Source organism: Methanoregula sp. (genome assembly GCF_041645475.1).
Classification (GTDB): Archaea; Halobacteriota; Methanomicrobia; order Methanomicrobiales; family Methanospirillaceae; genus Methanoregula.
Map to the genome: position 1 here is coordinate 1 of NZ_JBAZQA010000009.1, position 25873 is coordinate 25873.

The window sequence follows — 25873 nt, forward strand, 5'->3', positions numbered from 1 at the left end:
CTATCCGTGAATTCTCAAAGCAAACGGTTTATCGTGAATCTGGAGGACGAAACTCTGGACATCCTCAACATCATGGGTCCCGCTTTTAGAAATTATTATTTCGTTAGGGAGTCCTGCGAAATGTAGGTTACAAGTAAGCCAAAAACTATATTCTCTTACAAGATAACAGAAATCTTACAATGGAAATAGTAACCCTCTCCTCAAAAGGCCAGATTGTCATTCCTTCCAAATTTCGGAAAAAGTTTTCCTTAAAAGAAGGCGACTCACTGGTAATTATCGAAGAGAAAGGATCTATCCGGCTCCAGCCGCTGGTCAATCTTTCAGAACTCTGGGGCGCTGACCAGCTGAAGAACACCGGCTCAATGCTCAAAGAGATGCGAAAGGAGTGGGATAATGAGCTCGAAGGAAAAACTGCTCTTTGACACGCACGCGTTCCTTGCATTTTTCAATCGCGAGCAGGGATCCGAGATCATCAAGGGCCACATGGATGCAATCCAGAACGGGGACGCGGAAGGATTTGTCGCAACGATCACGCTTACAGAACTTGCGTATCTCTATACCAGAAAATCCGATGCAGCGTCTGCCAGGCTCCGGCTCATGCAGATCCGGCATTCAAAACTGAACATCATATCGCTCACCGCAGAAATTGCTATGGACGCCGGCCTGACGAAACGGCCGGGAATTTCTGTTGCTGATGCCATCATCGCGGCATCGGCCCGGGCTGTTCGTGCAGCGGTTGTCACAAACGATCCGCATTTTCTGGAACTGGATGTCCCGGTAATCAGGTACCCGTGATAGTTCTGAACGGATTCGACAAAGGCGAGAGAATACTACCATGGATTCATCATCGGGAACTGGTTAAGACCCGGGAACCGGAACAAACACCCGGCCTTATTTTTAAAAACCGGTTGTCAGTCCGGGTCGTTCAACCGCTGTAAAATGCCCGTCCCGTGTGATATGCGGTTCATCATGATGGGGTACCATCAAACCTGTTGACAGATCTGCTGACACGTACCCCGGATTCCAAAAACAGGGGTTCCTTTCGTTTTGCCCTACTCCAGCCTGATCGCAAGGGAGATCGGCCAGCCAATTGAGCCTAATTGCGCACATTTGGCTCTCCGACGTTAATTTTTCGAATCCGGGCACTTTTTGAGGAGATTAAAATGAATTTACATCCATTTTCTGCGAATTCCGCACATTTCCTGGCCCCGGATACAACACCCTCCCGGGAGGAAAGTTCAAAATGACCTCCGTTTGCCAAAAGGAGCCTGATTTTAAAAACGGGATCTGACCCTTCTGCGATACTTCCGGGAGTATCTCCCCACCGACGAAGGACCCCAAGGCAGGACTGCATCAGGAAGAGGGGGCAGCGGAGTTACCTGGTTCTTGGGGACGTTGACTAGGCGGTTGATCGGTGCGGCGAACCGGAGGAAGGAAAAGATCGGAATAGTCTTATCACCATTTTTTTTAGGAAGTCATACGAGATGTTTTCGATGAAATCGTTCTATTAAGATGATTCAGCGTTTTTCCGTATTTTGGTAAATATTGCATTTGGAGATGTAAATTTCATTAAGGAATTAAGGAATAATTGCAAATAAGTAAATCATTACAGCACCCACAGGATACTTATGACCGGTTCTGAATGCTCAACAAAAAGAATACCGGTTCGCCCCAGCACGTGGGAGGAACTTTACGAACTCCGAGAGCCGGGACAGACCTTTGATCAGGTCCTTTCAGATATGGTAGCCAGGGAAAAACGCCGCCGGTTATTTGAAGATGCTGATCGTAAAATGCGGGACGGCCACTTTGTGGAGCTTGAGTAGTGTCATTCATCACCAGGATTGAGGATGAACCCCTGGCATTTCTTGAGAGTCTTCCGGAAAAGACTCAGCACATCGTAAGAACTAAACTATCTCTCCTTAAAACGGACCCCTGGCCCGGGAAAGGTGGAGATAAAGAAAAATTTTCCTGCCGTGGCAAAAAACCCGTTTATCGTTTACATATCAGCCGCAGTTACACCGCCCTGTATCGTATTGAACATGATATCGTTTTTATTTTTTATCTCGATACTATCGAACGCGCTCATAAAAAGTACGGTCGATTGTAAATCAGATGGTTTCAATCGTTGTATCGTGAGGTGTAACTCAACTATGAGGAATTTTACGGATAGTCCGGTTTAATTTCAATCAACACACTCATGATCGATGTGATGGCGGTTGATCTTGTTGAGTCTTCCCGTAGTCCCAACAATCGTCATCTCCGGTTTAGCCGCAGGAAGCGCTTCGGTCCCGGCTGGCTTATCAACCGCAACCGCCCCGGCATTTCCAAAAAATTTCCGCGCCAGGTAAACCGGCCGGTCATGCTCCGGTTCCGAACGCCACCCCGTCCCTGTCAAGCTCGACAAGCCCGTCATCAGACACGCGGAAGAACCGCAGCGCGTACCGGGATGAGCAGAGCCAGAGCTCGCGGGTGATCCCCGGGCCCGAGGCCGTGAGCCGGATGTCCGCAAGCACCGCCCCGATCTCCCGTTCAAGTTCCTGTTCCGTATAACTGAGCCGGCGTACACATTTTATCCGGACCTGGACATTACAGATTTTTTGTAATATCGTAAAGCTGAACACCGCCCCCGGCTCGTACTGGTAGTGCTGGATCCTGCCCCGCTTCATGGCAATGGAATCGGCCACTTCCTGCGCCTTGACCGGCAGGCGTCCGCGGGTCATGCGGGCCTCACGGAAACACCGGGTCCATGAGACCAGCCGGCTGTTTGCCTCGTACTCGTAGAGGACACTGCCGGTTCGTGCCCGGCCGCTTCGTCATATCTATTCAGGGAAATGAATCGCACCAACACCCTCCTGCCACCCAGCCGGTACCGGGACATTCTTCATTAGCGCATCCAGAGAGTCCCGATCCGGTTAAAGTGAATACGCACTAAAATATTATTCTTAAATATATATGTATATTTTCTTTGATTGTTAAAAATCAAAGTGTCCGGAACCAGCTTGCAGAGAGTTCCAAAAAGCGTATTTCGCGTTGAGACCGTTCGGGAGATCGGGACAGCAGTTCCTTAATACCCGGCGGGAAAAAATAAAAAATTACACCACTCTCGACGTTGTCGAGGCTTCGATTCCCTTCTCGGTGATGATGAACGGCAGCAGCCGCTGGGGGGCAGCCGCAGCCCGGATCTTGTGGACCGCAAGGGTCCGCTCGATCTCGCTCTGGTGGATCTCGGTCTTGAACTCGATGACGATATCCGCAGCCCGCATGATCCGGGTCATCTCCATCGGCGTGTGGATGCCCGTGTAGACAACGAGCACCAGGTTTGCTCCGCGTTTTTTGATCTCCTCGCGGGCGAGCCGCAGGAATTTGAGGGCCCCGTCAATACCGTACTTGATGATGACAGTCGAGAGCGAGTCGACAACGATCCGGCTCCCGGCCATCTGGGTGAGGTACATCTCGGGATGCAGGTCGGTTGCATCGATCATCCCGACCTCCGGGTCGCCGTCGTTCATCAGGTACGTGCCTTCCTCTCCCCCCTCCGCTTTCCAGAACTGGTTTGCCGCAAGGTCAACTCCGGCAAGCGGCGTCCCGTAGATCATGATGACCGATCCTTCAGGAAAACCACCGTCAAGGAGCAGGTTGAGCCCCACGATGCCGGTGGTTCGTTTTTTGGTTCTCACGCCAACCGTGAGATCCTGGATACGGGTTCTTGTGTCCAAAGGGGATTGCTCCGGAGAGTAGTATTTATCAGGCTCTTAAAAAGGTTTGCGGGACCAGCAGGAATTTTGTCGCAGAATAATCAGCCGTTTCCGGATCAGGAGCATAAATCGCCGAATTTTTTCCGGAGATCGCGTCTTAAGAGTTTCCAGCCATGGACCCGGGGGAGCGAATCCGTGACAACCAACCGGCGCGGGATCTTGTAGCCGGCCAGGTGATCGCGGCAGTAGGTTTCCAGCTCGGTTTCCGAGAGCGAACAACCGGCCTTCAGGACGAGAGCTGCAACCGGGACCTCACCTTTGCGCTCATCGGGAATGCCAAAAACGGCAACATCCATTACGGCCGGGTGCTGGATGATCACATTCTCCACCTCGGTCGGGTAGATCTTCCAGCCCGACATGATGATCATGTCCTTCTTCCGGTCCGTGATGCAGAGGATCCCGTTGTTGTCCAGGTTCCCGATATCCCCGGTGAGGAACCAGCCGTCGTGCCGGAATACGTCGCGGGTTGCTTGAGGCAGGTTCCAGTACCCTTTTGCAACCGCAGGACCCCGGATCGCAATCTCACCGTTCTCACCCGGGGCAAGCTCTTTCTCCGGGTCAGCGGCATCCACGATCCGCAGCTCGGTGTACCCGACCGCAACCCCCACGCTCTGGTACTCCTTGGTCAGGTGCGGGTACTCGGGGAGGGTGGTTGTCCCGGATCCGATCACGATCGTTTCCGAGAGCCCGTACGAGTTTGCCACCGGGATATGGTAGCGCCGGTCAAACGCTTCCCAGACCGAGGGGAGGAGCTGGCCACCCCCGGAAATCATCACCCGCACATCTTTGAGCCGGTCTTCCGTCCCCGGGGGGGAGTGGACGAGCGAATAGATGACCGGCGGCATGCCGGCAAGGACCGAGACCCGGTGCTTCTCTGCAAGAGCAAGATACGAGTCGAGATCGAACCGCTCCATCATCACGTACGTGCCGCCGGCCCGGATCACCGAGAGCCCCCACGAGAGCCCGACATGGCCCATAGGGTAAATCCCGAGATAGACATCGACCGGGCGGAGCCGGAGGGCATCGCGTTCGGTGTCAAGGGCGGTCATCCAGTTGCCGTGAGTGTGCATTGCCCCCTTGGGCCTGCCCGTTGTTCCCGCGGTATACTGGATGTGACAGAGATCTTCTGTCGAACAGTTGACCGCCCGCATAGTTTGAGGTGCAGCCGGGAACGAGTCCCAGGCAGTAGATCTTCCTACGGAACCACCCGTGCAGATGACATGGGTGAGTATCGGGGCGCTCTTCCGGATTCCTTCAATGATGGCAACGCCATTTGTGTCCGTGATGACCGCTACTGCACCCGCATCGTTGAGGACGTGCAGCAGTTCCTCGCCGCGGTACACGATGTTGGTCGGGACCGCGACTGCGCCGATCCGCCAGATCGCAAAGTAACTGATCAGGTACTCCGGTGAACTGTCAAGGTAGATGCAGACCCGGTCGCCTTCTTTTACACCGAGGGCGAGAAGGCCAAGACCGATCCGGTTCATCTCATCGCGGAGTTTTTTGTAGCTGTACGTCTCGTTCCGGGAGGGGCAGACGAGCGCGGCTTTTGCTTCGGGAACACTTTTTGCATCAAGCAGGGTGGTGACGTTGGACATGCAGGCTCGCCGGTTTTTTATACAAATTTAAACGTTGATGTATATAGGTGTTCATTTTCCGGCCGGGAAAATGAGGTTTCCCGGCAGGTATCCGGATTTCCTGCACCACCCATGCCAAACTATTTGTGGTTCCTGCCCCGATTTATCAGTCTGAACGTTATGGAAGAAGAGAAGACGGAGCCACAAACCACCGGCAGCCAGCCCCGCCAGGGACAGAACCCCCAGGGACCGCGAAGAAACGACCGGCGGGACCGGGGCCGGCACCAGGGCGGCCAGCGATTCCATCCCCGCGGCGACCAGCCCCAGAGACCGGCGCAGGAAACACCGAAGGCTGTTCCGGAGAAGGAAGCCGACACTGACGATGAAGAGACCGAGCAGGACCGGTCGGCAGCATCCCAGCACCACCACCGGCGCGGCGGAAAGCCCCCCAAGAAGATCATCGAGGAATGGGCAAACGATCCGTACTGCGAGTAGAAGGAAAAATTTCCTGACAGAACCGGTATTTTAATTCCCACCGGATCCTTTTTTAGAAGAAAAAGAATTTTTGTCCGGATTCCCATCGGTGTGAGACCGTAATAATTACGCCCGCAGGGAATTGAGGAGATCGCTCACATCGGCGGCATATGCAATCTGCACCCCGATATTCTGCATGTCAAAGACATTGGCCCGGTGGATTTCATCGGAGGCTGCACCGGTGGCATCACTGACCAGCACAACCGGGTAATTGTACGCAATCCCGTCAAAGACCGTTGTCCGGATACAGTTCGGGGTCTGGATGCCGCAGACAACCAGGGTTGTAGCCCCGAGAGTTTTGAGCATCAGGTCGAGTTCCGTTCCGATAAATGCGCTCATCCGGGTCTTCTTCAGGACGTATTCGCCGGGGAGCGGCGCCAGTTCATCGATAACTGCGGCGCCAGCTGATCCATCCACCGCAAACGGCACCTGCTTAAAACGGTCCCGACGGATGATCTCCACGTCCGACCCGTCCTTCCGGTGCACCCGCACAACATGAAAGACCGGCAGCTCTCGTTTCCTGAACTCAGCCAGTACAGACTGGATTTTCGGTATTACCGCAGAAGCTCCGGCAACTCTCAGCGGCTTACCTTCGAGCACGAAATCGTTCTGCATATCAATGATGAGCAGTGCTGGTTGTCCCATGATGATTTCCCGTTAGAATATTATGCCCGGCATATAATAACTGTGCAGAAGTTTTTGGAGTCGCTTGATGGAATCTCTCATCCAGGTTGCCTGTCTTTTTTTGACGGGGATTGTGGCCGGTACTGTATCCGGCCTCTTTGGTGTCGGGGGCGGGGCCCTGATGACCCCTGTCCAGTACTGGTTATATACCGCAAGCGGGATGGACAGTACGCTTGCCACCCGTCTTGCGTTCGGCACATCACTCGCCGTTATCATCCCGACAATGATAAGCGGGGCTCTCGGGCATCACCGGCACGGGGCAGTGGACTGGAAAGCTGCCGTTCCGATGGGCTGTGCCGCCATCTTCGGCGGCATTGCCGGCGGGATGGCTGCTTCCCATATTCCGGGCAGTATCCTCCGGCTGTTTTTTGCCGTCTTCATTCTCATCATGGCGGTCCGGATGGTCTGGCATATCCGGGGATGCCCGGCCTGCGAGCCCCGGGGATCGGCAGTCCAGTATATTTTCATCGGTTTTTCCATTGGCATCTTATCGGGATTGACCGGGCTTGGCGGCGGGGCCCTGCTGGTACCAATCCTCGTTATCCTGCTGGGCTACCCGATCCACCGGGCGGTCGGGACATCGTCGGCCTGCCTCATCTTCTCTGCGGCAGGAGCCGTTATTGCGTATATCATCAATGGCATCGGGGTGGCAGGGTTACCACCGTACTCGGCAGGGTATGTGGATCTTCTCACGTTTGCAATCCTTGCAGTCACCACCATCCCGCTCGCCCGGCTGGGTGTACGGTTCGCTCACAGCTGTTCAGGCAGGAACCTGCAGGTGATCTTTGCCGGGCTGCTGGCACTCATTGGCGTCCTGATGCTTGCGAGCGGATAAAAAAAATCCCCGATACTACCTGCACGCCAGCCGGTCGTCAACAGAAAAAACGATTCAATCAGCCATCAGGTACCAGTACGAATGTTTGCCAAAAAACATAGTCTTAAAATTTCCCGGATTGAACATAAATTACGAGAGATATTCTGGTTGATTTCATGAATAACCCCTGGAAGATAATCGCGATAGTATTCATTCTCCTGTTTGCCGCAACTGCTGTGATCTGTATCAGCGGTGTATTTTTTTCCGACGCAGCCAGTTCATCACTCCTGAGCAGATCTGCACCAGATGCTTCAGGCAAAGCGGAAATTGCAACAAATTTTATTCAAACGAACCTTGTTGAATCCGGAACCTCGGTCAGGCTTATCAATGTTACCGAAGAAAGCGGGCTTTTTCGTCTTTCCCTTAATGTCAGATCTGCGGACAACCAGGAGCAGATCCTCTATGTGTTCATATCAAAAGACGGGAAATATCTCTTCCCCTCGACATTCATGCTCAATCAGTTCAATCCATCTGCACCAAGTACGACACCGGCCCCTGCAGCAGCATCTGCAAATGCCTGTAACGCTGTGACCAGGGCCGAATCCCCGTTCCTTGAAGCGTTTGTTGTCTCGTACTGCCCCTATGGACAGCAGATGCAGAAAGTTGTTGCAAACGTCGTCTCCAGCATTCCGACCATGAGTGCCCATATCAAGGTCCGATATCTCGGCGCAGTATCCAACGGCACGGTCCAGTCCATGCACGGGCCAACTGAGGCGGCAGAGAATCTGCGCCAGATCTGTATCCGGGAAGAGCAGCCCAACCGGTACTGGAACTACGTATCGTGCTTCCTCAACTCCACCTCTTCGGCGTCATGCCTGAACAGCACGGGTATCGATACCACAAAACTCTCGGCCTGCACGGCATCTCCGGACCGGGGGATTTCCTATGCGGCAAACGATTTCCGGCTTGCAAATTCATATGGCGCAACGGCATCGCCGACGCTGATCCTGAACGGCGCAACGGTGAGCGAGTTTAAATTCGGCGGCAGGAACCCTGAAGCGGTAAAGTCTATGATATGTTGCAGTTATACGAACCAACCGGAGGTCTGCAATACAACGCTTGCCTCCTCTTCGGCAGCTGCCACCGGGACATGCGGGTAAGTATTCAGATACCAGCCGGATCCTTTTTTAGGGTCTTCTGATTTTTCTGGTCCTGTTCCATTGGTATGGGATCGTTCACGTTCTCCTCTAAAAAAATGTATAATTTCTTGACAAAGTTGCAGAGCGAGAATTGATTAAAAAAAAAGATATCCCTATTCTGATTTTTATTCGTTTTGCTCATGGGAAAAGATGCACTGCAGGAAACTGACTGTCATTATGGAAAGCGGTCATGGCGATCCGGTCAATGCCATTGAGAGAAATCCATCAGAGAGGTATACACCGCCGGATAGTGAAAGGACAGATGTACCGGACGGGTGTGTGACGGGGATACCGGCATCCTGCTTGCTGTGCGTGTGGTCGCGGCCGGGAACAGATAAGCGAAATTTTTCTCAGGAGAGAACATCGAAGAACCCGGTGGGAAACGTAGTTTCGGTGCCTGCCAACGCCAGGCATCATAATATAATCCGGCCCTGAAACGTCTGACCCTATGATATCGTAAACCAAAAAAGAGTTTTTTAAGAACAGGATATTGTGATCCGTTTCACAACGATCCTGTCAGGGTGATTGTCTTTCTGCTTTTTTTATTATCAGTCATATTTCCTGAACAGCATCGGGTTCTGTCTCCGGATCCACCAGCGGTGTATCAGGATTGCTGCAACTGCAATGATTACAACAATCACCACTGCGATCCCGAGAAGACCTAGGGGGAATCCGGAGGTGGTTGCCGGGGCCGGGGTTACTGCAGGGGCGACAGTTGTCGCAGTCGCCATTGCAGAGGATACAAGTTTTGTGGTGGTGGCTGTAACCGATGATGATGTACCAGCACCCGTGGTGATCGCTGCAAGAGTTGTATTTGCTGTGGCACCGGGGGATGGTGTTGTGGCGGCGAGGGACTTCTGCTTGTCAGCAGTGACTGCGAAGTACGAGAATCCCGGTGTAGTTGAGGTGAACGTGTAGATACCATTGGAAACACTGACAAATGTTGTTGGCAGTGGCGACCACTGCTGGTCATGATATCTCATCAGGACAACATTTCCCGGTGCGAGGTTATTCGTTGTCAGCCAGACTCCATCAACCGTAAAGGTGATTATTCCCTGACTGATACTTCCCGAGGGGACACCTACCGGGGAGATCTCAAGGTATCCGGCAACCGGTTGACCGGTAATCTGGATGGCATTGCCAACGGTGACCGGCTGGGCGATTACCGCAAAGGACTCCGTGGGCGCTCCCGTAATAATCTGGACCTGGGATGCGGCTACCTCTTTGCTTAGCGTTGGTTGCTGGTTAAAGGTGAATGTCAGCGTCTGGCCGGCCCCGGCTGCCGGGGCTGTTGCAACGGTGTAACCTGAGGAGGATCCACCCTTGCCACCGGTATCACCGGAATCCGGTGCCGGGGTTGGTGGTGTTGTTGGAACCGGGCTTGTTATCGCAAATCCATTGGAGAGCGTGGCCTCCTGCTCATCGGGGTTGATTACATTGACGTTCCAGGACCCGGACGCCTGGTCTGCAAGGTTGAAATTACACGTAATATTGCTGGCGGAGACAACCGTAACGCCGGTTGCCGGGATACTACCATAGCCGGTCCGGGAGAGGCTGACCGTAGGGGTGCCATAAAACCCGGTACCGGCCAGGGTCGTGATACTGACGGACCCTGTGTTCATGCCGGAACTGGGCGTGATGCTTGTTACGGTCGGAGCCGGGGCTGAGGGGTTCGTTATCGTGAAACCCTTGGAGAGCGTGGCCTCCTGCCCGTCGGGGTTGATTACATTGACGTTCCAGGACCCGGGCAACTGGTTGACAAGATTGAAATTGCACGTAATCTTGTTCGCGGAGACAACCGTAACGCCGGTTGTCGGGATATCGCTATAGCCGGTCCGGGAAAGGCTGACGGTTGGAATACCATAAAACCCGGTGCCGGCAAGGTTCGTGATACTGACGGTGGTTGTGTTCTGGCCGGAACTGGGCGTGATGCCTGTTACGGTTGGAGCCGGGGCTGAGGGGTTCGTTATCACAAAGCCCTTGGAGAGCGTGGCCTGCTGTCCGTCCGGGTTCATGACGTTGACATTCCAGGACCCGATAACCTGGTCGGCAAGATTGAAATTGCATGTGATCTTGTTCGCGGAGACTACGGTTACGCCGGTTGCCGGGATATCGCTATAGCCGGTCCGGGAGAGGCTGACCGTAGGGGTGCCATAAAACCCGGTGCCGGCAAGGTTCGTGATACTGACGGTTCCTGTGTTCGCTCCGGAGCCTGGTGTGATGTTTACAACCGTTGGAGCCGGTGTTGATGCGTTTGTTATCGCAAATCCCCTGGAAAGCGATGCCTGCTGCCCATCCGGATTTATAACATTGACGTTCCATGCTCCGGCAATCTGGTTGGCAAGGTTGAGATTGCACGTGATCTTGTTCGCGGAGACTACGGTTACGCCGGTTGCCGGGATATTGCTATAACCGGTCCGGGAGAGGCTGACCGTAGGGGTGCCATAAAACCCGGTGCCGGCAAGGTTCGAGATGCTGACAGTTGTTGTGTTCTCACCGGAACCAGGCTTGATACTGGTAATAGTCGGAGCGGCTGTTCCGCCCTGACACGACATCGTGATTGTATAATTTGTCTCGGTTGCCGCATTTTGCCCGTTACATGTCATCAGGGCAGCGGTATCGTTGTACGTGTATGCATAGGCATTCGGGCATGTATCAAAGAAGAGGTTTGCAGAATCCGGCAATGCTCCCGGCAGATTGAACGGATATAAATTGGTGTTCTGTCCGGCACAGGTCTTGCAGGTTTTGCCTGGCGGGACATCAGCGCACGAAATAGCTGAATTATTCACATATCCTTCGGAAATAGGGCAGCTGTAACCATAAAAGATAGTCCAGTTTGCTGCATTTGGCCCGGTATGTGGATCTCCTGCCATGTAATGCGTGTTGTAGAAATAGTCGCCGGAGTCATAAATTCCGATGAAATTACTGACACTGGTATATTTCAGCATATTCCAGCTGGGGACCTTCGGGCTGGAAAAACTGGATAGATTGACTGCACATCCTCCGGAGGTACATTGGTTCCTCCCTATATATGTCGCATTATATTGAGTGGGGGTAAAAACCATGGCAACGTTAAACCCATTGACAAAACTTACATCGTAATTATCAACATCCACCCACGTATTACCAAAGTTCATCTCTGCCTTGGTAACGGGTGAGGCAGATCCAGCCCCGCCACACTGTAAGAGACCGCGGTTCAGCCCGTCAATACAGTTGCCGGTATCGCAGGATCCGATCCCGTTTGCATCGAATGTACAACCGGTTCGCGGGAAGAATCCTCCATTCCATCCGTCGGGGAAGTTGTACGTCTGACTTCCGGTGCTGGCATCAAGCTTGAATCCACCTCCGGCAATCATTGAACCGTTACATGCAATGCGGTGACGACCGGTGCTTGCATTATTGTATCCGGAAAGTGCATCGATCTCGGCCGGGGTCATGGTGGTATTTCCACAAATTAGTTCATAATTTCCCGCTTGTGGGCAATTATAGCTCAGGCCTGCTGATGGATTCACACCAGGACAGCATCCGCCAGGTAAACAGGATTCCCCGGTATTACAATATGGCATATCCGTGTTCGATCCCGGGCAACAGAGTGGTGTATTGTTTCCGGTTACTACAGAGGTATTGCAGATAATATTGTTACCATAGGAATCAGCCCCACAAACCTCACAACCACTGCAGGCGGCTCCATTATTATCACATGTTCCCTGGGGTCCGCCCTGGAGGTTCATCCAGACATCCTGATTGCAGGTATTTTGAAAGGTTATCTGATGGACTGCTGCTGCAGGTACTGCAAGAACTGCAACGGCCAAAAGGATCACCATCACCAGAAGAATATGTTTTGCTCTCATTTACAGAAACCACCAACGAAAGACGATACCCCGATTCCCCCTGTCACCACGATACCCCCTTTTACAGAGGAGTTCGATATATACAGGGAAGAAGGTTACGATATAAATCACCTGTACTAGTGATCTACTTGTATATTTTATTTGGGATTTTATTTCTCGTTTAGTGATGGTATACAGTTCCCCGGTAGCCGGAAGGCAGGGTGGAAATAATGCACATAATGAAGTTCCGGGAGATCGAAAAACATGTTTCATCAGACTGAAATTGACTGAAGTATCAGGGATGAAAAGGAACGGGCGTCTGTTCCCCATGCAGCTCACCGTATTATTATTTTAAGATCGATCAAGGGTACAATGCAGGAGATATGTTCGGGATTATCTCCTTTAAGAGAACAGGATTCTCTACCGCCGACCCGCTCCAGGTATGCGTTAGTTATCGTCCTGTGACGTTTACTAATCAGGCACCTGATTTTTTATGATTTATATAATAAAAAAGAGTTACTGGTATTCCATGGGCTGGACTTTCTTCGGCAGTCCGCCTTTGAAGAACTGCTGGATCTTGGTATAATAGTCCCGCAGGTTCTCGTTCATGGTAGGATGGACCTTCTTCTGCGCTTCGGCAAAATGCTGGCGGGTCACGACAGCCACGTTGTCCCTGAGGGCGAGCATGCCGGCTTCCCGGCAGAGGGATTCGAGATCCGAACCCACAAATCCTTCGGTCTCGGCGGCAAGGGCAGCTGCAAGACTGTCGCGTGCGGGATCGGAAAATACGAGATTCTTCTCAGCGAAGAACTCAACCAGCCGTTTCCGGCGCGAACCAACCGGCAGGCCGGTGCTCTCTTCAGAGGCCGGGGTGAGGAAGGGTTTGACCTCATCGGCAGTTATTGTCTTGTCCCGCCCGAGCTTCTCAACCAGTTCGGCAATGGCATCCTCGGAGTACCTCACCGTAAGCTGGACGATCTCCTCGAATGCGGATCCCTCGACCGGCATGAAGCGGGCGTGGATGCCGATGATCTTCCGGCGGTCTTCGAGTGTTGGTTCGCCGATGTAGACCAGCCGGTCGAAGCGGCCGGCTCTGAGGAGCGCCGGGTCCACGATGTCCGGGCGGTTCGTTGCGCCCATGACAACAACGTCCTTGAGCTCTTCGAGCCCGTCCATCTCGGTTAAGATCTGGTTGAGCACGTTGTCGCTCACGTGCGAGTCGCTGCTCGTCCCGCGGGCCGGGGCAAGGGCATCGATCTCGTCGAAGAAGATGATCGAGGGGGAGACCTGCCGGGCCTTCTTGAAGACCTCGCGAACTGCCCGCTCGCTCTCGCCAACCCACTTGGAGAGGAGCTGGGGGCCCCTCACCGGGATGAAGTTGGCCCCGCTCTCGCTTGCAACGGCCTTTGCTATGAGCGTCTTCCCCGTTCCGGGAGGCCCGTAAAGGAGGATTCCCCGCGGGGGTTCGATCCCGAGGTCCTCGAATCTCTGGCGGTCGGTCAGCGGGAGCTCAATGGCTTCGCGGACTTCGGTCTTGGCCGATTCAAGGCCGCCAACGTTCTGCCACTTCACATGCGAGACCTCGAGCATCACTTCCCGCATGGCGCTCGGGCCAACATCCCGCTGGGCGCTCCGGAAGTCGCTTGCGTACACCTTGAGGTTATCCAGCACGTCCGCCGGGATCTCTTCTGCATCGAGGTCCAGGTCGGGCAGGTACCGGCGCAGGGCCCTTATAGCCGCCTCGCGGGCAAGGGCTGCGAGATCAGCTCCTACAAACCCATGGGTCTGCTGGGAGAGCACGTCCAGGCTCACATCCTCGGAGAGCGGCATGCCCCGGGTGTGGATCTTCATGATCTCGATCCGGTCGGGTTCGCTCGGGACACCGATCTCGATCTCGCGGTCGAACCGGCCCGGCCTTCTGAGGGCGGCATCGATTGCATCGACCCGGTTGGTTGCACCGATGACAACAACCTGCCCGCGTTCCTCAAGGCCGTCCATCATGGTGAGGAGCTGGGCCACGACCCGGCGCTCAACCTCGCCGGTCACTTCCTCGCGCCGGGGGGCAATGGAGTCCAGTTCGTCGATGAAGATGATTGAGGGGGAGTTCTCACGGGCCTCCTCGAAGACTTCGCGGAGCCGCTGCTCGCTCTCGCCATAATATTTCGAGATTACCTCGGGACCGGCGATCGAGATGAAGTGCGCACCGCTCTCGCTCGCCACCGCTTTTGCAATGAGGGTCTTACCCGTTCCGGGCGGCCCGTACAGGAGGACACCCTTGGGTGGTTCGATCCCGAGTTTCTGGAAGAGCTCGGGATGCCGGAGCGGGAGCTCGATAGTCTCGCGGAGGCGCTGGAGCTCGTCCTTGAGCCCGCCGATATCTTCGTAGCTGAACCGCTTCACTCCCTCAAAACCTGCTGCAGGCTTGTCCGAGAACTCGATGGAGGTGTTCTTGGTGATGATGACCGCTTCTTCGGGTTCGACTTCCACGACTTTGAACCCGACAATCTGGGGCTGGATGAACGGGAGCCCGAGCATGATCGGGATGGTGTCGTTCTTTACCACCGGGAAATCAATGAGCCCGTTGACCACGTGCGGGTTGTTTGCTATCGGGATCTTCTTGGGAAGGTCCTCGGGGGGTGCAAGGACAACCCGCTTTGCCTCAACTTCTTCGGTGATCTTTGCAACTTTTACCGTATCCCCGATGCTGACGCCGGCGTTCTGCCGGGTGAAGTTGTCGATCCGGAGCTTGCGCTGGTTCCAGTCCTCGACAAGCGACCGCCAGACCTTTGCCACCGTCCTGCGTTTTCCTTCGATTACAACCAGATCGCCGGGCGAGATCTTCAGGAGCAGCATCGTCTCGGGATCCAGCCGGGCCTTTCCGCCACCCTGATCGCCGGGATATGCGGAATCCACCCTCAATTGCACTTCAGGCATTACCTTAAAGGTCATATACGCAGGGATTTATAAGTACTGTAAATGCGAGTCCTCATTCTTGATCCCTTCAGCGGTGCGGCGGGCGATATGATAACCGGGGCCTTACTTGACTGCGGGGCAGACCGGGAAACGGTTGTACGGGCAATGCGATCCGTTGTCACCGAACCGACCGTAACCCGCGTTACCCGGGCCGGGATCCGGGCGCTCAAAGTGGATACCCGGTCCACTCCGGTTCACCGCACCCTCGAAGATGTTGAGAAACGAATTGACGAGGCTGCCCCCGATGTGCCGGCCCCGGCGCTTGCCATGGCCCACCGGGTATTCCGGCGGATCAGTGTTGCGGAAGAAGAGGTTCACGGTCACCACGTCCACTTCCACGAGGTCGGGGCTGATGATGCGGTTGCCGATATCATCGGGGCCTGCACGGCACTCCATGCACTCGCGGTGGACGGGATACAGATCCTGCCGGTCACGCTCGGACACGGCACGGGAACCGGTTCGCACGGTACCTTCCCGATCCCGGCACCGGCAACCGCCGCCATCCTGAAACATTCAGGACTTGCCACGATATCGGGCATTCATACCGGGGAACTCTGCACGCCGACCGGGGCGGCACTCCTTGCAGAGTTTGCCACAAAAGCAGTGGTGGATCTGCCGGCCTACACCATCACTGCCACCGGCTACGGGGCAGGAACCCGCGATCCGAAACACACCCCGAATGTGCTCCGGGCAATGATCGTGGAAACAACCGGGGCCGTACCTGCCGGCGGGATGCCGGAGGATACCGTGGATATCCTTGAAACAAACGTGGATGATGTGAGCGGCGAAGTGATTGCCCACGCCATTGCAGCCTTTATGGATGGCGGCGCCCGCGATGCAAGCGCAACACCGATCATCATGAAGAAGGGACGCCCGGGATTCCTGATCCGGGTGATCAGCCTCCCGGCAACAAGCGCTGCCCTTGCGGAGCTGATGGCCCGCGAGCTCGGAACCCTCGGGATCCGCTGCATCCCGGCCGTCCACCGGTTCATTGCGGAGCGGACGATAGAAGAGATCGAGGTCGAGATTGTCGGGAAATGCAAAAAGATGCCGGTTAAATGCGGGTGGATGCACGGCTCGGTCTACATGCTCAAGGCAGAGTTCGGACCGGCCCGGGAATTCGCTGCCGAGATTGGTGTACCGGTCCGGGACGTGCTCCGGGCGGTTGAAACCGCCGGGTGGAAGTACATGACAGAGCAGAAGCAGGGGGCAGGAGCCCCATGAAGATCGATCGCCAGACAAGCGGCGACCCGGCGTTCGACACCCTCCTCGGTGGAGGGCTCGAAGCCCGGACCATTACCCAGCTCTACGGGGAGCCCGCGAGCGGCAAGAGCACCATCTGCCTTGTCGCTGCCATTGCAACCCTGCGGGCCGGCCACCCGGTCGTCTATATCGACACCGAGGGATTCTCCATTGAGCGGTTCCGCCAGATCGCCGGGGAGGACACGGAGAAGCTTGCCGATCGTCTCTTCCTCTTCGAACCCCTCGACTTCGAGCACCAGGCAATCGTTATTGCCGAAGCAGAGAAGGTGCTCAAAACCCAGAAGCCCCGGCTTCTCGTCATGGACTCGGCAACCGCCCTCTACCGCACGGATCTCGAAAAGGGGAGAGACGCACTCCAGTCCCTCACCAAGCAGATGATCCATCTTCTCGGCTATGCCAAGCGGTACGAGATCCCCGTCATCATCACCAACCAGGTGTACATGGACACGACCCGGAATACCTGGTACGGCCTCGGGGGATATGCCCTTGAACACATCTCGAAAGTGATTGTCCGGCTCGAAAAAGCCGAGAGCCCCGGCCTTCGCAGGGCCCGGCTCGTCAAGCACCGTTCCCGCCCGGAAGGTGCCATGATCGAGTACGAGATCATTGAAAGCGGCATCCGGTCCCGGACCTGACCGTGCAACAACTGACCCCGCACGGATACTTCATTGTACAGATTATAATACCAGTAAACTCAAAGAAAGGGGTATAATGGCGCTCTCCCGTGAGATCACCGCTCAGATCAAGGAGATGCTGGAGAAGAACCCGCAGGGGCTCAGCATCACGGATATCGTCAGGTTTACCAGGATCAACCGGAACACGGCCGGGCGGTACCTGGACAGCCTGCTGGTCTCGGGGCAGGTCGAGATGCGACCCTTTGGCATGGCAAAGATCTATACGCTTTCCGAGCGCCTGCCGCTCTCCTCGGTCCTCTCCATCTCTTCGGAATGCATCATGCAGCTGGACGGCAGCCTGCGGGTCATCTACATGAACACCGCATTCGAACAGCTGCTGGGCGTTGCGGGCAAAGATATCCTGGGAAGGAATATCGAGTATTCCGTTATTCCCCAGGTACTGGACACAGCCTTCCCGCGGGTTCTTTCCCGCTTACGGGAGGGGGTGTCCGGGGCAGGATACCGTGGGGAACTCGATATCCCGGCCCTTGGCCGGATCTTCCTCTGCCGGGTAGTTCCCATCGTCAACACCGAAGGCCAGAAAGGCGTTTCTGTCCTGCTGGAGGATATCACCAGCCGGAAAGAGGATGAAGAGAGGCTCCGCAGGAGCGAGAACCAGTACCGTATGCTCGCAGAGGCATCGCGCGACCTGATCTTTCTTATTGGCAGGAATGACCGCATTGAATACGTGAACAGTATTGCCGCAGCATTTGTTGCAAAACGGGCGGATGAACTTATCGGCAGACCCAGGGGCGAGCTTTTTCCCGAAGCGGTCACCCGGCGTCAGCAGGAGGCACTTGAGCGGGTCTTCAAAACGGGCATGATTCTTCGGAGTGAGGGGCCGCTTTTCCAGGACAACACACTCAGGTGGTTCGATCATTGTCTTGTTCCCCTGACGGATAAGGACGGGGTTGTCCACTCCGTACTTGGGATCTCCCGGGACATCACCGAAAGAAAAAAGGCCGAAGAGGAGATCTTCAGCTCGCGCCAGATGCTCCAGCTCGTGCTCGACACCGTGCCAGGGAGAGTTTTCTGGAAGGATAAAAACTCGGTGTTTCTCGGAGGTAACAAGTCCCTCGCCCTTGACGTTGGGTATAAGGATCCATCTGAGCTGATCGGAAAGACCGACTATGATAATGCTTCAGCATCAACAGCAGACCTGTACCGGGCGGATGACCGGGCTGTGATGGAAACAGGAATCCCCAAGCTCAATTTTGAAGAACCACAGATACGGCCCGACGGCAGCCAGGCATGGCTTCTCACCAGCAAAGTTCCCCTGCGCAACAAGGCCGGGGAAGTGATCGGTGTTCTTGGAATCTATGAGGATATCACGGAGAGGAAAAAGGCGGAGAGCGAACTTCTCGTGCGGGAACGGCAGTACCGCTTCATAGTCAACAACTCGCTCGATATCATCACCCGGCAGACACCCACCTGTATCTGCACGTACGTCTCGCCCTCGGTGACACCGATACTGGGGTATTCCGAAGAGGAATCGCTGGGCATGTCCCTCCTGGCACTCGTCCACCCGGAGGATATTTCGAGGGTCCAGGAAGAGCTTCATGCCATCATCAGCAGCAAAAACGACAATTTCACCGCAACATTCCGCTTCCGGCGCAAGGACGGGAGTTATCTCTGGTTTGAGTCAGTTATCAATGTAATCCGCGATAAGAAAAGCGGTCAGATACAGGAGTTCTTAAGCATATCCCGGGACATCACGGATCGCATACAATCGGAGGAGAATGCCCGTAAGCGGGACCGGGTCCTCCGGGCCCTCGGGGCAGCATCGGGATTCCTGCTCACGGGCAGGATCCGGGATCCCTTCCCCCGGGTGCTCTCAACCATGGGCGAGGCCATGGGCGCAGATGCTGCGTACATTTACCGGGACGTACGGGATCCGGTGAGCGGCACCCGCAGTGCGGAACAAAAATTCCGGTGGACAAAAGACCCGGCACGGGATCCTGGCGCTGACGTGGATTGCAGGATCGCCTTTCCCCCCCCATGGTCGGAGCGCCTTGCCTCCGGGACATGGATTGCGGGACCAAGGAGCAGATTCAATCCTCCCGAACAGGAGGTCATGAGGGAGATGGGGATTCAGTCCATCCTGATCGTGCCGATCCAGGTACATGGCGTGTACTGGGGTTTCATCGGGTGCAGCAACCTGCACGGGGAACATGACTGGGCGGATGCCGAGATCGAGATCCTCATGACGCTTGCAGCAACAATCGGTCTTGTTCTGGAGCGGAAGAGTCCGGATGCACTCCCGTGATCCCGGTGAAAGGGATCATATTTTCCGGCAAGGATCCGGAATAAAAAAAAGAATCAGACCGTGATGGTGCCGCTAAAGACGGTTGTTGCCGGGCCTTCCATCGTTGTGCTCCCGTTCATGCGGATCGTGAGCGGACCGCCCCGGGTCTCAACGTTGACAACCGGGCCCATCGTTCCCAGGGTATGGACGATCGTGGCGGACGCGGTTGCCCCGGTGCCACAGGAAAGTGTTTCTCCCTCAACCCCCCGCTGGAACGTGCGGATCCGGACACTGTCATCCCCGGTCTTTTCAACGAAGTTCACGTTGGTGCCCTTGGGAAAGCTTGCATGGTTGCGGATTTTCGGGGCAACCGCTTCGATATCAATCGCATCAACCGAATCCACGATAATAACTGCATGGGGGACGCCAATGTTGACCGCATAAACATCAAATTCCCCGATCCGTTCCTTATATTCCCCGGAACCGGTTGCCGGGATATCCTTTCTCTTGAAGAGAGGGGTGAGCATCGTGATCGTTGCAAGGAAATCCTCGTCCCGGTATCCCATGGAAACCTCCATCGCCCGGGCCGGGGTCTCGACCGTGCAGGTCTCTTTCACGTACCCTGCATCGAACGCATACTTTGAAAGGCAGCGGATCCCGTTGCCGCACATCTCCGCTTCGCTCTCGTCCGGCTGGAAAATACGCATCTTCAGGTTTCCCTTATCAGTTTTCGAGAGGAAAATGACCCCGTCGGCTCCGATGCCGAACCGCCGGTCGCAGTAGACAGCTGCGAACTGTCCTTTCAGATCCTCTGGGATGACAACATGTTCCCATTCATCGATAACGATGAAGTCATTACCATTCTCCTGCAGTTTGGTGAAATGAATTTCCATACAAAATTCCTGCCATGCCCTGTCGTTTCACAAGATCCCTGATGGCGCTCTGCTATTAAACAGTTGGGAGTTCTGCCATTCGATAAAGGCATCGGTTTTTTGAAAGCCTCAAATGTTTAAAAAAGGGATAATACAGGTTTAACCTGCGTTTGTCCTCATAGGTTCTTACTTTTAGCCTTGACAGCAGATGGTGCTTTCTTCCGTGCAAACCCGGAGAAATCCGATCCCTCGAAATCAAGGGTGGCAAAATAATCGTTGACTGTCTCTGCCCTCCTGATGAGTTTGAAGTTGCCACTTTCCTGCATCAGGAACTCGGCTGACCGGAGCTTGCCATTGTAGTTGAACCCCATCGCATGACCGTGCGCTCCCGTATCGTGGATGACCATGAGATCGCCCTGTTCGACTTTCGGGAGGGGACGCTGTATTGCGAACTTGTCATTGTTCTCGCATAAACTGCCAGTCACATCGTACACGTGATCCTGCGGATGGTTCTCCTTTCCCATCACCGTTATCTGGTGAATGGCTCCATAAAGGGCGGGGCGCATGAGGTTTGCCATGCACGCGTCCAGACCGACATATGCCCGGTGTTTCTGCGTAACGTGCCGTACGCGTGAGACAAGGTAGCCATAGGGTCCGGTTACGGCCCTGCCGCTTTCCATAACAATGCGTATCGGTGCAAGACCGTTTTTTACGATAATCTCCTTATAGACCTCGTGCACTTTGTGTGCATAATCCTCGACATTCACCTGGTGATCGGCCGGCGCATAAGGAATGCCGATGCCTCCCCCGAGATTGATGAACTCAAGCCGGATGCCGGTCTTCTCATGGATCTCGACAGCAAGGTTGAACAGCAGCCGGGCTGCATCGGCAAGGATATCCTCCCCGCGCTGGTTGGACACGATCATGGCATGCAGGCCGAAACGTTGTACACCCATCTGTTGTGCGATTTTGTACGCTTTGAGGATCTGATCGTGCGTAAGCCCGTATTTCGCTTCGCTCGGGTTCCCGATAATCGGGTTACCGTGACTGTATTCCTCCCCGGGGTTATAGCGGAAGCAGAGAAGATCGGGAATTCCTGCGGTCTTTTCCAGGAAGTCGATATGGGTGATGTCGTCGAGATTGATGATTGCACCCAGTTTCTTTGCCAGCACGAACTCTTCTTCCGGGGTATCGTTGGAGGTGAACATGATCTCATCCCCTTTTATCCCGACTGCATCGGCAAGCAGGAGCTCCGGAAGGGAGCTGCAGTCCGCTCCCATGCCCTCTTCCTTCAGGATACGGAGGATGTACGGGTTCGGGAGGGCCTTGACCGCGAAGTAGTTCTTGAACCCGCCCTCTTTTCCGTCAGGACCTGTTACCCATGAGAATGCCTTGTACAGCCGGCGTGATACTGAACGGATCGCTTCCTCGTCATAGATATGGAACGGTGTCGGGAACCTCGTTTCAAGCTCCTCGATCTGGTGCTTGGAAAAAGGAACGGTCTTTTTTATTGGCTTATCTCCCTGCATGTGTATAGGTGGTCTCTTCCGGAATTTATTTTTTTTAAGAGATATGGGAAAAACCGATATCGCAATACCCGCCTCTGGCCTCGTTGATTCCGTCGAGGGAAATTTTTTCGAGGATCATTTCCGGATCAGAGGACTGCGTTACAGCAACCGTATAGTATTCGCATTCGTGGGTTTTCTCATCGGGTCTCCTGAGTTTTACCGCCATTGCGAGAAGCGCTTTTTCTGCTTTTCTGAATTCTCTTGCATTTCGGGTGCAGGGTAATTTTTGCAATCTGCTGTGTATCGGAACTTTCATACATCGGACTCCCTGAATTCACGCAGGACGATGCGGTCGGTTCGTAAGTCTTCAATGCTGATGGCCATGATACATTATCGGCTACTTACTACCTTTCACCGGTAACTCCAACCAGGAACCCCCTGCATCAGTGGAATTCCGCAATATCCCAGCCCAGGTACTCCCGGATGATAACGTACGCCATCTGCGGGGGGATCGCACCCTGTTCGGTAATGATCAGATCGATAAATTCCGCAGGTGTCACATCGAATGCGGGATTGCGGACCCGTACATGAGGGAGGGTCTTTGCAATATCATCCGGCAGCACCTCGGACGATGGCCGTTCCTCAATCGTGATCAGATCGCCAATCACCGTCTTCGGGGCGAACTTGTACGTCTCGGCAGCAACGATCATGTTCACCCGCGCCTCCTTTGCCGTATGGGCCACCTGCGAGGTCCCGATCTTGTTCACGACAGCTCCGTTGACTGTGACCGCATCGGCCCCTACCACCACGAGGTCGATCTCGTTGATGAAGGACCGGACTGCTGAATCGACAATGAAGTTGGTTTTTATCCCGGCATCGTTCAGGGTCCGGATGGTGATGAGTCCCTGGTTCCTCGGGCGCACTTCGGTTGCAAAGACCTCGATCTCCTTACCGCTCCGGTGCGCCTCGATGATACAGCCGAGTGCCACCTCCGAGTTGCAGTGCGTGAGGATCTTGTCCCCGTTTCTGATATGCCGGGCCCCGAACTCTGCAATCTTCTCCACCGCATGCTGCGAGGACTGGATGAAGTGTTCGGCGCGCTGGACAACCCCGGTCCGGGCCTCGTCCACCGTCGTTGCCTTCCCGATCCCGTTCATGACCATGTGGACAGCATTCGGGAGCGAGACAGCGGTCGGCCGGGTGGCAACAAGGATTGCCGCAGCCCGCTCCATCTCCTGCTGGAATGCCGCAGTGTACGGGGGCTGTATGGAAAGGGCATGGTCCCGGAGGGCTTCGGCTGCCGCACGGGCAATCCTTCCCGCACCCCGGATCTCCATGCTCTTTATCTTGTCTGCAGTATCAGTTACGATCATCAGCTTCAATCATTGAATGATGAGCGGAATACATAGAGTTTCTTACCGGGTGATCCCATGTCCGTAGCCGTAGTATTCGACAGTGCCGGAACGCTCCTGAACACCTACCGGGTTGCAAAGGATATCTGCAACAAAAAACTTTTGCCGGGCGTTGAGACAACAACCTTAACTTTCAGCTCGCAGGACCGCGTCCTCATTGTCCTGCCCGTCCATTCCAAGGATCTCATGGCAACCTCGGGTGACCGCCTCCTCTCGGATTACCTCATAGAACACGACATCGGTTTTGGGGTCAGCTGCACCCGGAAGATCACGACTGCGGAAGATATCGGCGACGTGCTCTATGCCGACAGACGGGTTCGGGTTCAGGATCTCCAGGAGTGTATCCGGAACGTCTGGACGGTCTGCAAGGAGGAATCCGTGGTAACGCTCAATTCCGGGGCGATCATCAACATGGCGCAGAAGGGCATCGAGTTCACGATCACGGCCGGGGGATGGCCGTTCGATGGCGCCAAAGAGGCGATCACGGCCCTCCACCGGCTGGGGGTTCCGACATTCATCGCATCCGGGGACCGGGTTACCAAACTCGAGAAGATGGCAGACCATCTCGGGATCCCCCGCGACCGGGTCAATGGCGTGGCGACTCCAACCGTAAAAGCGCAGATCGTCACCGATCTCCGCGAGGAATACGACAGGGTCATCATGGTAGGGGACGGTATCAACGACCTCTGTGCCATGCGGAACGCCGATATCGCCATACTGACCGTCCAGCAGCCCGGTGATCGTCCCGATGAGCTCTACAAGGAAGCGGATTATGTTGTGGAAAATGTTGGCGAAGTCGTATCCATTGTTGAGGATCTGATCAGGTGCCAGCGGAATTTGCGATCGTGACGGGATCGGTGTAGCATATAAAAGGTAATATGCGACTTCTGTCACATTAGGTACAAGAGTACTATGAAGGCTCCATTGATCACGGTCGATAACCTCTGCATGGATTTTGATGGCGAGAGGGTACTCAAAAATATCTCTTTTGAGATTGCCGAAGGAGAGATCCTGGGGATTATTGGCAGGAGCGGCGCGGGAAAGACGGTCCTGATGCACCTGATCCGCGGGGTGGAACAGCCCCCGACAAGCGGCCGGGTCATCTACCACGTTGCGGCCTGTCCCAAGTGCGATTACATGGACGTTGCCAGTTCCGCGGGGAAGGTGTGCCCCCACTGCGGGGCTGCACTCGCTCCCCTTGATGTGGATCTCTGGAACGAGAAGAACGAGGCTCTCAAGAGGAACGTGATGCGGAGAACCGCCATCATGTTCCAGCGGACGTTTGCCCTGTATGGTGACGACCGCGTCATCGAGAATGTCCTGCATGCCCTCGACGATATCAATTACCCGCAGGAGAAGGCCATTAACCGGGCTGCCGATCTCATCGACCAGGTGCGGCTCTCGCACCGGATGATGCATATCGCCCGGGACCTCTCGGGAGGCGAGAAGCAGCGGGTGGTGCTCGCCCGCCAGCTCGCAAAGGAGCCTTTCATGCTGTTTGCCGATGAGCCAACCGGCACCCTCGATCCGGGGACGGCCAAAGTCGTCCACTCAATGCTCACGGAAGCAGCAAAGACCAACAATATGGGGATCGTTGTTACCTCCCACTTCTCCCAGGTCATAGAGGATGTGGCCCACCGGGCAATCCTGCTGGTCAACGGCAGTATTGAGAAGATAGGTACGCCCAAAGAGGTCATTGGCGAGTTCATGAAAGGATACTCGGATACCGAGGAGTTCGATGAGGCCGAGCTGGGCGAAAAGGTAGTCGTTGCCCGGGATCTTGTCAAACGCTATATCTCCGTGGACCGGGGTGTCGTGAAAGCAGTCAATGGCGTCTCGTTCGAGGTCTATACAAAGGAGATCTTCGGTATCATCGGCAAGAGCGGGGCGGGAAAGACCACGCTCTCGGGAATCCTTGCCGGCCTTGTCGAACCGACAAGCGGGGAGATCAATGTCAGGATCGGCGAAGAGTGGATCGATATGACGAAACCCGGTATCGATCAGCGGGGCCGGGCCACCGGCTACATCGGTCTCCTGCACCAGGAGTACGACCTCTTCCCCCACCGGACCGTGCTCGATAACCTGACCGATGCCATCGGTCTTGAGTTCCCGAAGGAGCTCGCCATACGAAAGGCTCTCATAACGCTCAGGATGGCCGGGTTCTCGGAAGAGAAGAGTAAGGAGATCCTGGACCGGATGCCGGCCCAGCTCTCGGAAGGGGAGCGGCACCGGGTAGCTCTTGCGCAGGTACTCATCCGCGAGCCGCGTATCGTGATCCTGGACGAGCCAACCGGCACGATGGACCCTATCACGAAGATCGATGTCAAGCACTCGATCATGCACTCCCGGGAAGAGATGGATGAGACCTTCATCGTGGTCTCCCACGACATGGAGTTCGTGCGGGATGTCTGCGACCGGCTTGCCCTGATGCGGGCGGGCAAGATCATCCAGATCGGCAAAACCGCCGAGGTTCTTGCCATCCTGACCGAGGAAGAGAGAAAAGTCATGAGCCAGCAGCCCCAGGCCTGAGGGT

General features: G+C 55.1%; 23 protein-coding genes. 12 read left to right on the plus strand and 11 right to left on the minus strand.

Features of this window, described 5'->3' with window-relative positions; all coding sequences use genetic code 11:
* Window positions 1-179: 179 nt before the first annotated feature.
* The 4 genes from WC598_RS08425 (at window position 180) to WC598_RS08440 (ending at window position 2107) form a co-directional block, all read left to right on the plus strand.
* Window positions 180-422, plus strand: coding sequence for an AbrB/MazE/SpoVT family DNA-binding domain-containing protein (locus tag WC598_RS08425; RefSeq protein ID WP_372961043.1), 243 nt, complete (start codon window positions 180-182; stop codon window positions 420-422).
* Window positions 394-795 (plus strand): PIN domain-containing protein, encoded by a 402-nt coding sequence (locus WC598_RS08430; protein WP_372961044.1) that lies wholly within the window; start codon window positions 394-396, stop codon window positions 793-795. The genes WC598_RS08425 and WC598_RS08430 overlap by 29 nt, the downstream gene beginning before the upstream one ends.
* 833 nt (window positions 796-1628) lie before the next feature.
* Complete coding sequence (locus WC598_RS08435) at window positions 1629-1823, plus strand: hypothetical protein (RefSeq protein ID WP_372961045.1); 195 nt, start codon at window positions 1629-1631, stop codon at window positions 1821-1823.
* Entirely contained in the window at window positions 1823-2107 is a 285-nt protein-coding gene (locus tag WC598_RS08440; RefSeq protein ID WP_372961046.1) for a hypothetical protein, read from the plus strand. Before WC598_RS08435 ends, WC598_RS08440 begins: the two co-directional genes overlap by 1 nt.
* A gap of 75 nt (window positions 2108-2182) precedes the next feature.
* Here the strand turns inward: WC598_RS08440 and WC598_RS08445 are convergent, their stop codons facing one another.
* The 4 genes from WC598_RS08445 to WC598_RS08460 form a co-directional block, all read right to left on the minus strand.
* On the minus strand, window positions 2183-2395 hold the full coding sequence (locus WC598_RS08445) for a hypothetical protein (protein ID WP_372961047.1): 213 nt from the start codon (window positions 2393-2395) through the stop codon (window positions 2183-2185).
* On the minus strand, window positions 2358-2720 hold the full coding sequence (locus WC598_RS08450) for a hypothetical protein (protein WP_372961048.1): 363 nt from the start codon (window positions 2718-2720) through the stop codon (window positions 2358-2360). Before WC598_RS08450 ends, WC598_RS08445 begins: the two co-directional genes overlap by 38 nt.
* A gap of 372 nt (window positions 2721-3092) precedes the next feature.
* Complete coding sequence (locus tag WC598_RS08455; protein ID WP_372961049.1) at window positions 3093-3716, minus strand: RAD55 family ATPase; 624 nt, start codon at window positions 3714-3716, stop codon at window positions 3093-3095.
* 95 nt (window positions 3717-3811) lie between these two features.
* A complete protein-coding gene (locus tag WC598_RS08460; RefSeq protein WP_372961050.1) occupies window positions 3812-5353 on the minus strand; it encodes a class I adenylate-forming enzyme family protein in 1542 nt (513 codons plus the stop codon).
* A gap of 159 nt (window positions 5354-5512) precedes the next feature.
* Between WC598_RS08460 and WC598_RS08465 the strand changes: the two genes are divergently transcribed.
* Window positions 5513-5827 carry a hypothetical protein gene (locus WC598_RS08465; protein ID WP_372961051.1) on the plus strand — a complete coding sequence of 105 codons (315 nt, stop codon included), beginning with the start codon at window positions 5513-5515 and terminating at the stop codon, window positions 5825-5827.
* Window positions 5828-5932: 105 nt separating this feature from the next.
* Here the strand turns inward: WC598_RS08465 and WC598_RS08470 are convergent, their stop codons facing one another.
* Window positions 5933-6511, minus strand: a complete 579-nt coding sequence (locus WC598_RS08470; RefSeq protein WP_372961052.1) for a cysteine hydrolase family protein — start codon at window positions 6509-6511, stop codon at window positions 5933-5935.
* A gap of 67 nt (window positions 6512-6578) precedes the next feature.
* On the opposite strand from WC598_RS08470, the gene WC598_RS08475 reads away from it, so the two are divergent.
* Entirely contained in the window at window positions 6579-7385 is an 807-nt protein-coding gene (locus tag WC598_RS08475) for a sulfite exporter TauE/SafE family protein (protein WP_372961053.1), read from the plus strand.
* Window positions 7386-7540: 155 nt separating this feature from the next.
* Complete coding sequence (locus WC598_RS08480) at window positions 7541-8524, plus strand: DsbA family protein (protein WP_372961054.1); 984 nt, start codon at window positions 7541-7543, stop codon at window positions 8522-8524.
* Between the two features lie 587 nt (window positions 8525-9111).
* On the opposite strand, the gene WC598_RS08485 is transcribed toward WC598_RS08480, so the two are convergent.
* Window positions 9112-12000 carry a thaumatin family protein gene (locus tag WC598_RS08485; protein ID WP_372961055.1) on the minus strand — a complete coding sequence of 963 codons (2889 nt, stop codon included), beginning with the start codon at window positions 11998-12000 and terminating at the stop codon, window positions 9112-9114.
* A 909-nt stretch (window positions 12001-12909) separates the two neighbouring features.
* Window positions 12910-15327: a CDC48 family AAA ATPase gene (locus tag WC598_RS08490; RefSeq protein WP_372961160.1), complete on the minus strand. Its 2418-nt coding sequence runs from the start codon at window positions 15325-15327 to the stop codon at window positions 12910-12912.
* Between the two features lie 42 nt (window positions 15328-15369).
* On the opposite strand from WC598_RS08490, the gene larC reads away from it, so the two are divergent.
* The 3 genes from larC (at window position 15370) to WC598_RS08505 (ending at window position 19569) form a co-directional block, all read left to right on the plus strand.
* Window positions 15370-16590, plus strand: a complete 1221-nt coding sequence (gene larC, locus WC598_RS08495; protein WP_372961056.1) for a nickel pincer cofactor biosynthesis protein LarC — start codon at window positions 15370-15372, stop codon at window positions 16588-16590.
* The gene (gene radB / locus WC598_RS08500) at window positions 16587-17264 is read left to right on the plus strand and encodes a DNA repair and recombination protein RadB (protein ID WP_372961057.1); all 678 of its coding nucleotides are present in this window, start codon (window positions 16587-16589) and stop codon (window positions 17262-17264) included. Before larC ends, radB begins: the two co-directional genes overlap by 4 nt.
* A gap of 76 nt (window positions 17265-17340) precedes the next feature.
* Window positions 17341-19569 (plus strand): PAS domain S-box protein, encoded by a 2229-nt coding sequence (locus WC598_RS08505; RefSeq protein WP_372961058.1) that lies wholly within the window; start codon window positions 17341-17343, stop codon window positions 19567-19569.
* Between the two features lie 53 nt (window positions 19570-19622).
* Here WC598_RS08505 and dapF read toward each other — a convergent pair whose 3' ends face one another.
* The 4 genes from dapF to WC598_RS08525 form a co-directional block, all read right to left on the minus strand.
* On the minus strand, window positions 19623-20441 hold the full coding sequence (gene dapF / locus WC598_RS08510; protein ID WP_372961059.1) for a diaminopimelate epimerase: 819 nt from the start codon (window positions 20439-20441) through the stop codon (window positions 19623-19625).
* Between the two features lie 155 nt (window positions 20442-20596).
* Window positions 20597-21949 carry a diaminopimelate decarboxylase gene (gene lysA, locus WC598_RS08515; protein WP_372961060.1) on the minus strand — a complete coding sequence of 451 codons (1353 nt, stop codon included), beginning with the start codon at window positions 21947-21949 and terminating at the stop codon, window positions 20597-20599.
* 34 nt (window positions 21950-21983) lie between these two features.
* The gene (locus tag WC598_RS08520; RefSeq protein ID WP_372961061.1) at window positions 21984-22244 is read right to left on the minus strand and encodes a hypothetical protein; all 261 of its coding nucleotides are present in this window, start codon (window positions 22242-22244) and stop codon (window positions 21984-21986) included.
* A 127-nt stretch (window positions 22245-22371) separates the two neighbouring features.
* The gene (locus WC598_RS08525; RefSeq protein ID WP_372961062.1) at window positions 22372-23301 is read right to left on the minus strand and encodes a ribose 1,5-bisphosphate isomerase; all 930 of its coding nucleotides are present in this window, start codon (window positions 23299-23301) and stop codon (window positions 22372-22374) included.
* A gap of 57 nt (window positions 23302-23358) precedes the next feature.
* Between WC598_RS08525 and WC598_RS08530 the strand changes: the two genes are divergently transcribed.
* A complete protein-coding gene (locus WC598_RS08530) occupies window positions 23359-24189 on the plus strand; it encodes an HAD family hydrolase (protein ID WP_372961063.1) in 831 nt (276 codons plus the stop codon).
* A 63-nt stretch (window positions 24190-24252) separates the two neighbouring features.
* Window positions 24253-25869 carry a methyl coenzyme M reductase system, component A2 gene (gene atwA / locus WC598_RS08535; RefSeq protein WP_372961064.1) on the plus strand — a complete coding sequence of 539 codons (1617 nt, stop codon included), beginning with the start codon at window positions 24253-24255 and terminating at the stop codon, window positions 25867-25869.
* The last annotated feature ends 4 nt before the right edge of the window (window positions 25870-25873 follow it).

Coding starts and splice junctions, on each gene's coding strand:
- WC598_RS08425 (WP_372961043.1), top strand. CDS start 180: ATGGAAATAGTAACCCTCTCCTCAAAAGGCCAGATTGTCATTCCTTCC.
- WC598_RS08430 (WP_372961044.1), top strand. CDS start 394: ATGAGCTCGAAGGAAAAACTGCTCTTTGACACGCACGCGTTCCTTGCA.
- WC598_RS08435 (WP_372961045.1), top strand. CDS start 1,629: ATGACCGGTTCTGAATGCTCAACAAAAAGAATACCGGTTCGCCCCAGC.
- WC598_RS08450 (WP_372961048.1), bottom strand. CDS start 2,720: ATGACCCGCGGACGCCTGCCGGTCAAGGCGCAGGAAGTGGCCGATTCC.
- WC598_RS08460 (WP_372961050.1), bottom strand. CDS start 5,353: ATGTCCAACGTCACCACCCTGCTTGATGCAAAAAGTGTTCCCGAAGCA.
- WC598_RS08465 (WP_372961051.1), top strand. CDS start 5,513: ATGGAAGAAGAGAAGACGGAGCCACAAACCACCGGCAGCCAGCCCCGC.
- WC598_RS08470 (WP_372961052.1), bottom strand. CDS start 6,511: ATGGGACAACCAGCACTGCTCATCATTGATATGCAGAACGATTTCGTG.
- WC598_RS08475 (WP_372961053.1), top strand. CDS start 6,579: ATGGAATCTCTCATCCAGGTTGCCTGTCTTTTTTTGACGGGGATTGTG.
- WC598_RS08480 (WP_372961054.1), top strand. CDS start 7,541: ATGAATAACCCCTGGAAGATAATCGCGATAGTATTCATTCTCCTGTTT.
- WC598_RS08485 (WP_372961055.1), bottom strand. CDS start 12,000: ATGACCCCGGCCGAGATCGATGCACTTTCCGGATACAATAATGCAAGC.
- WC598_RS08490 (WP_372961160.1), bottom strand. CDS start 15,327: ATGCCTGAAGTGCAATTGAGGGTGGATTCCGCATATCCCGGCGATCAG.
- larC (WP_372961056.1), top strand. CDS start 15,370: ATGCGAGTCCTCATTCTTGATCCCTTCAGCGGTGCGGCGGGCGATATG.
- radB (WP_372961057.1), top strand. CDS start 16,587: ATGAAGATCGATCGCCAGACAAGCGGCGACCCGGCGTTCGACACCCTC.
- WC598_RS08505 (WP_372961058.1), top strand. CDS start 17,341: ATGGCGCTCTCCCGTGAGATCACCGCTCAGATCAAGGAGATGCTGGAG.
- dapF (WP_372961059.1), bottom strand. CDS start 20,441: ATGGAAATTCATTTCACCAAACTGCAGGAGAATGGTAATGACTTCATC.
- lysA (WP_372961060.1), bottom strand. CDS start 21,949: ATGCAGGGAGATAAGCCAATAAAAAAGACCGTTCCTTTTTCCAAGCAC.
- WC598_RS08520 (WP_372961061.1), bottom strand. CDS start 22,244: ATGAAAGTTCCGATACACAGCAGATTGCAAAAATTACCCTGCACCCGA.
- WC598_RS08525 (WP_372961062.1), bottom strand. CDS start 23,301: ATGATCGTAACTGATACTGCAGACAAGATAAAGAGCATGGAGATCCGG.
- WC598_RS08530 (WP_372961063.1), top strand. CDS start 23,359: ATGTCCGTAGCCGTAGTATTCGACAGTGCCGGAACGCTCCTGAACACC.
- atwA (WP_372961064.1), top strand. CDS start 24,253: ATGAAGGCTCCATTGATCACGGTCGATAACCTCTGCATGGATTTTGAT.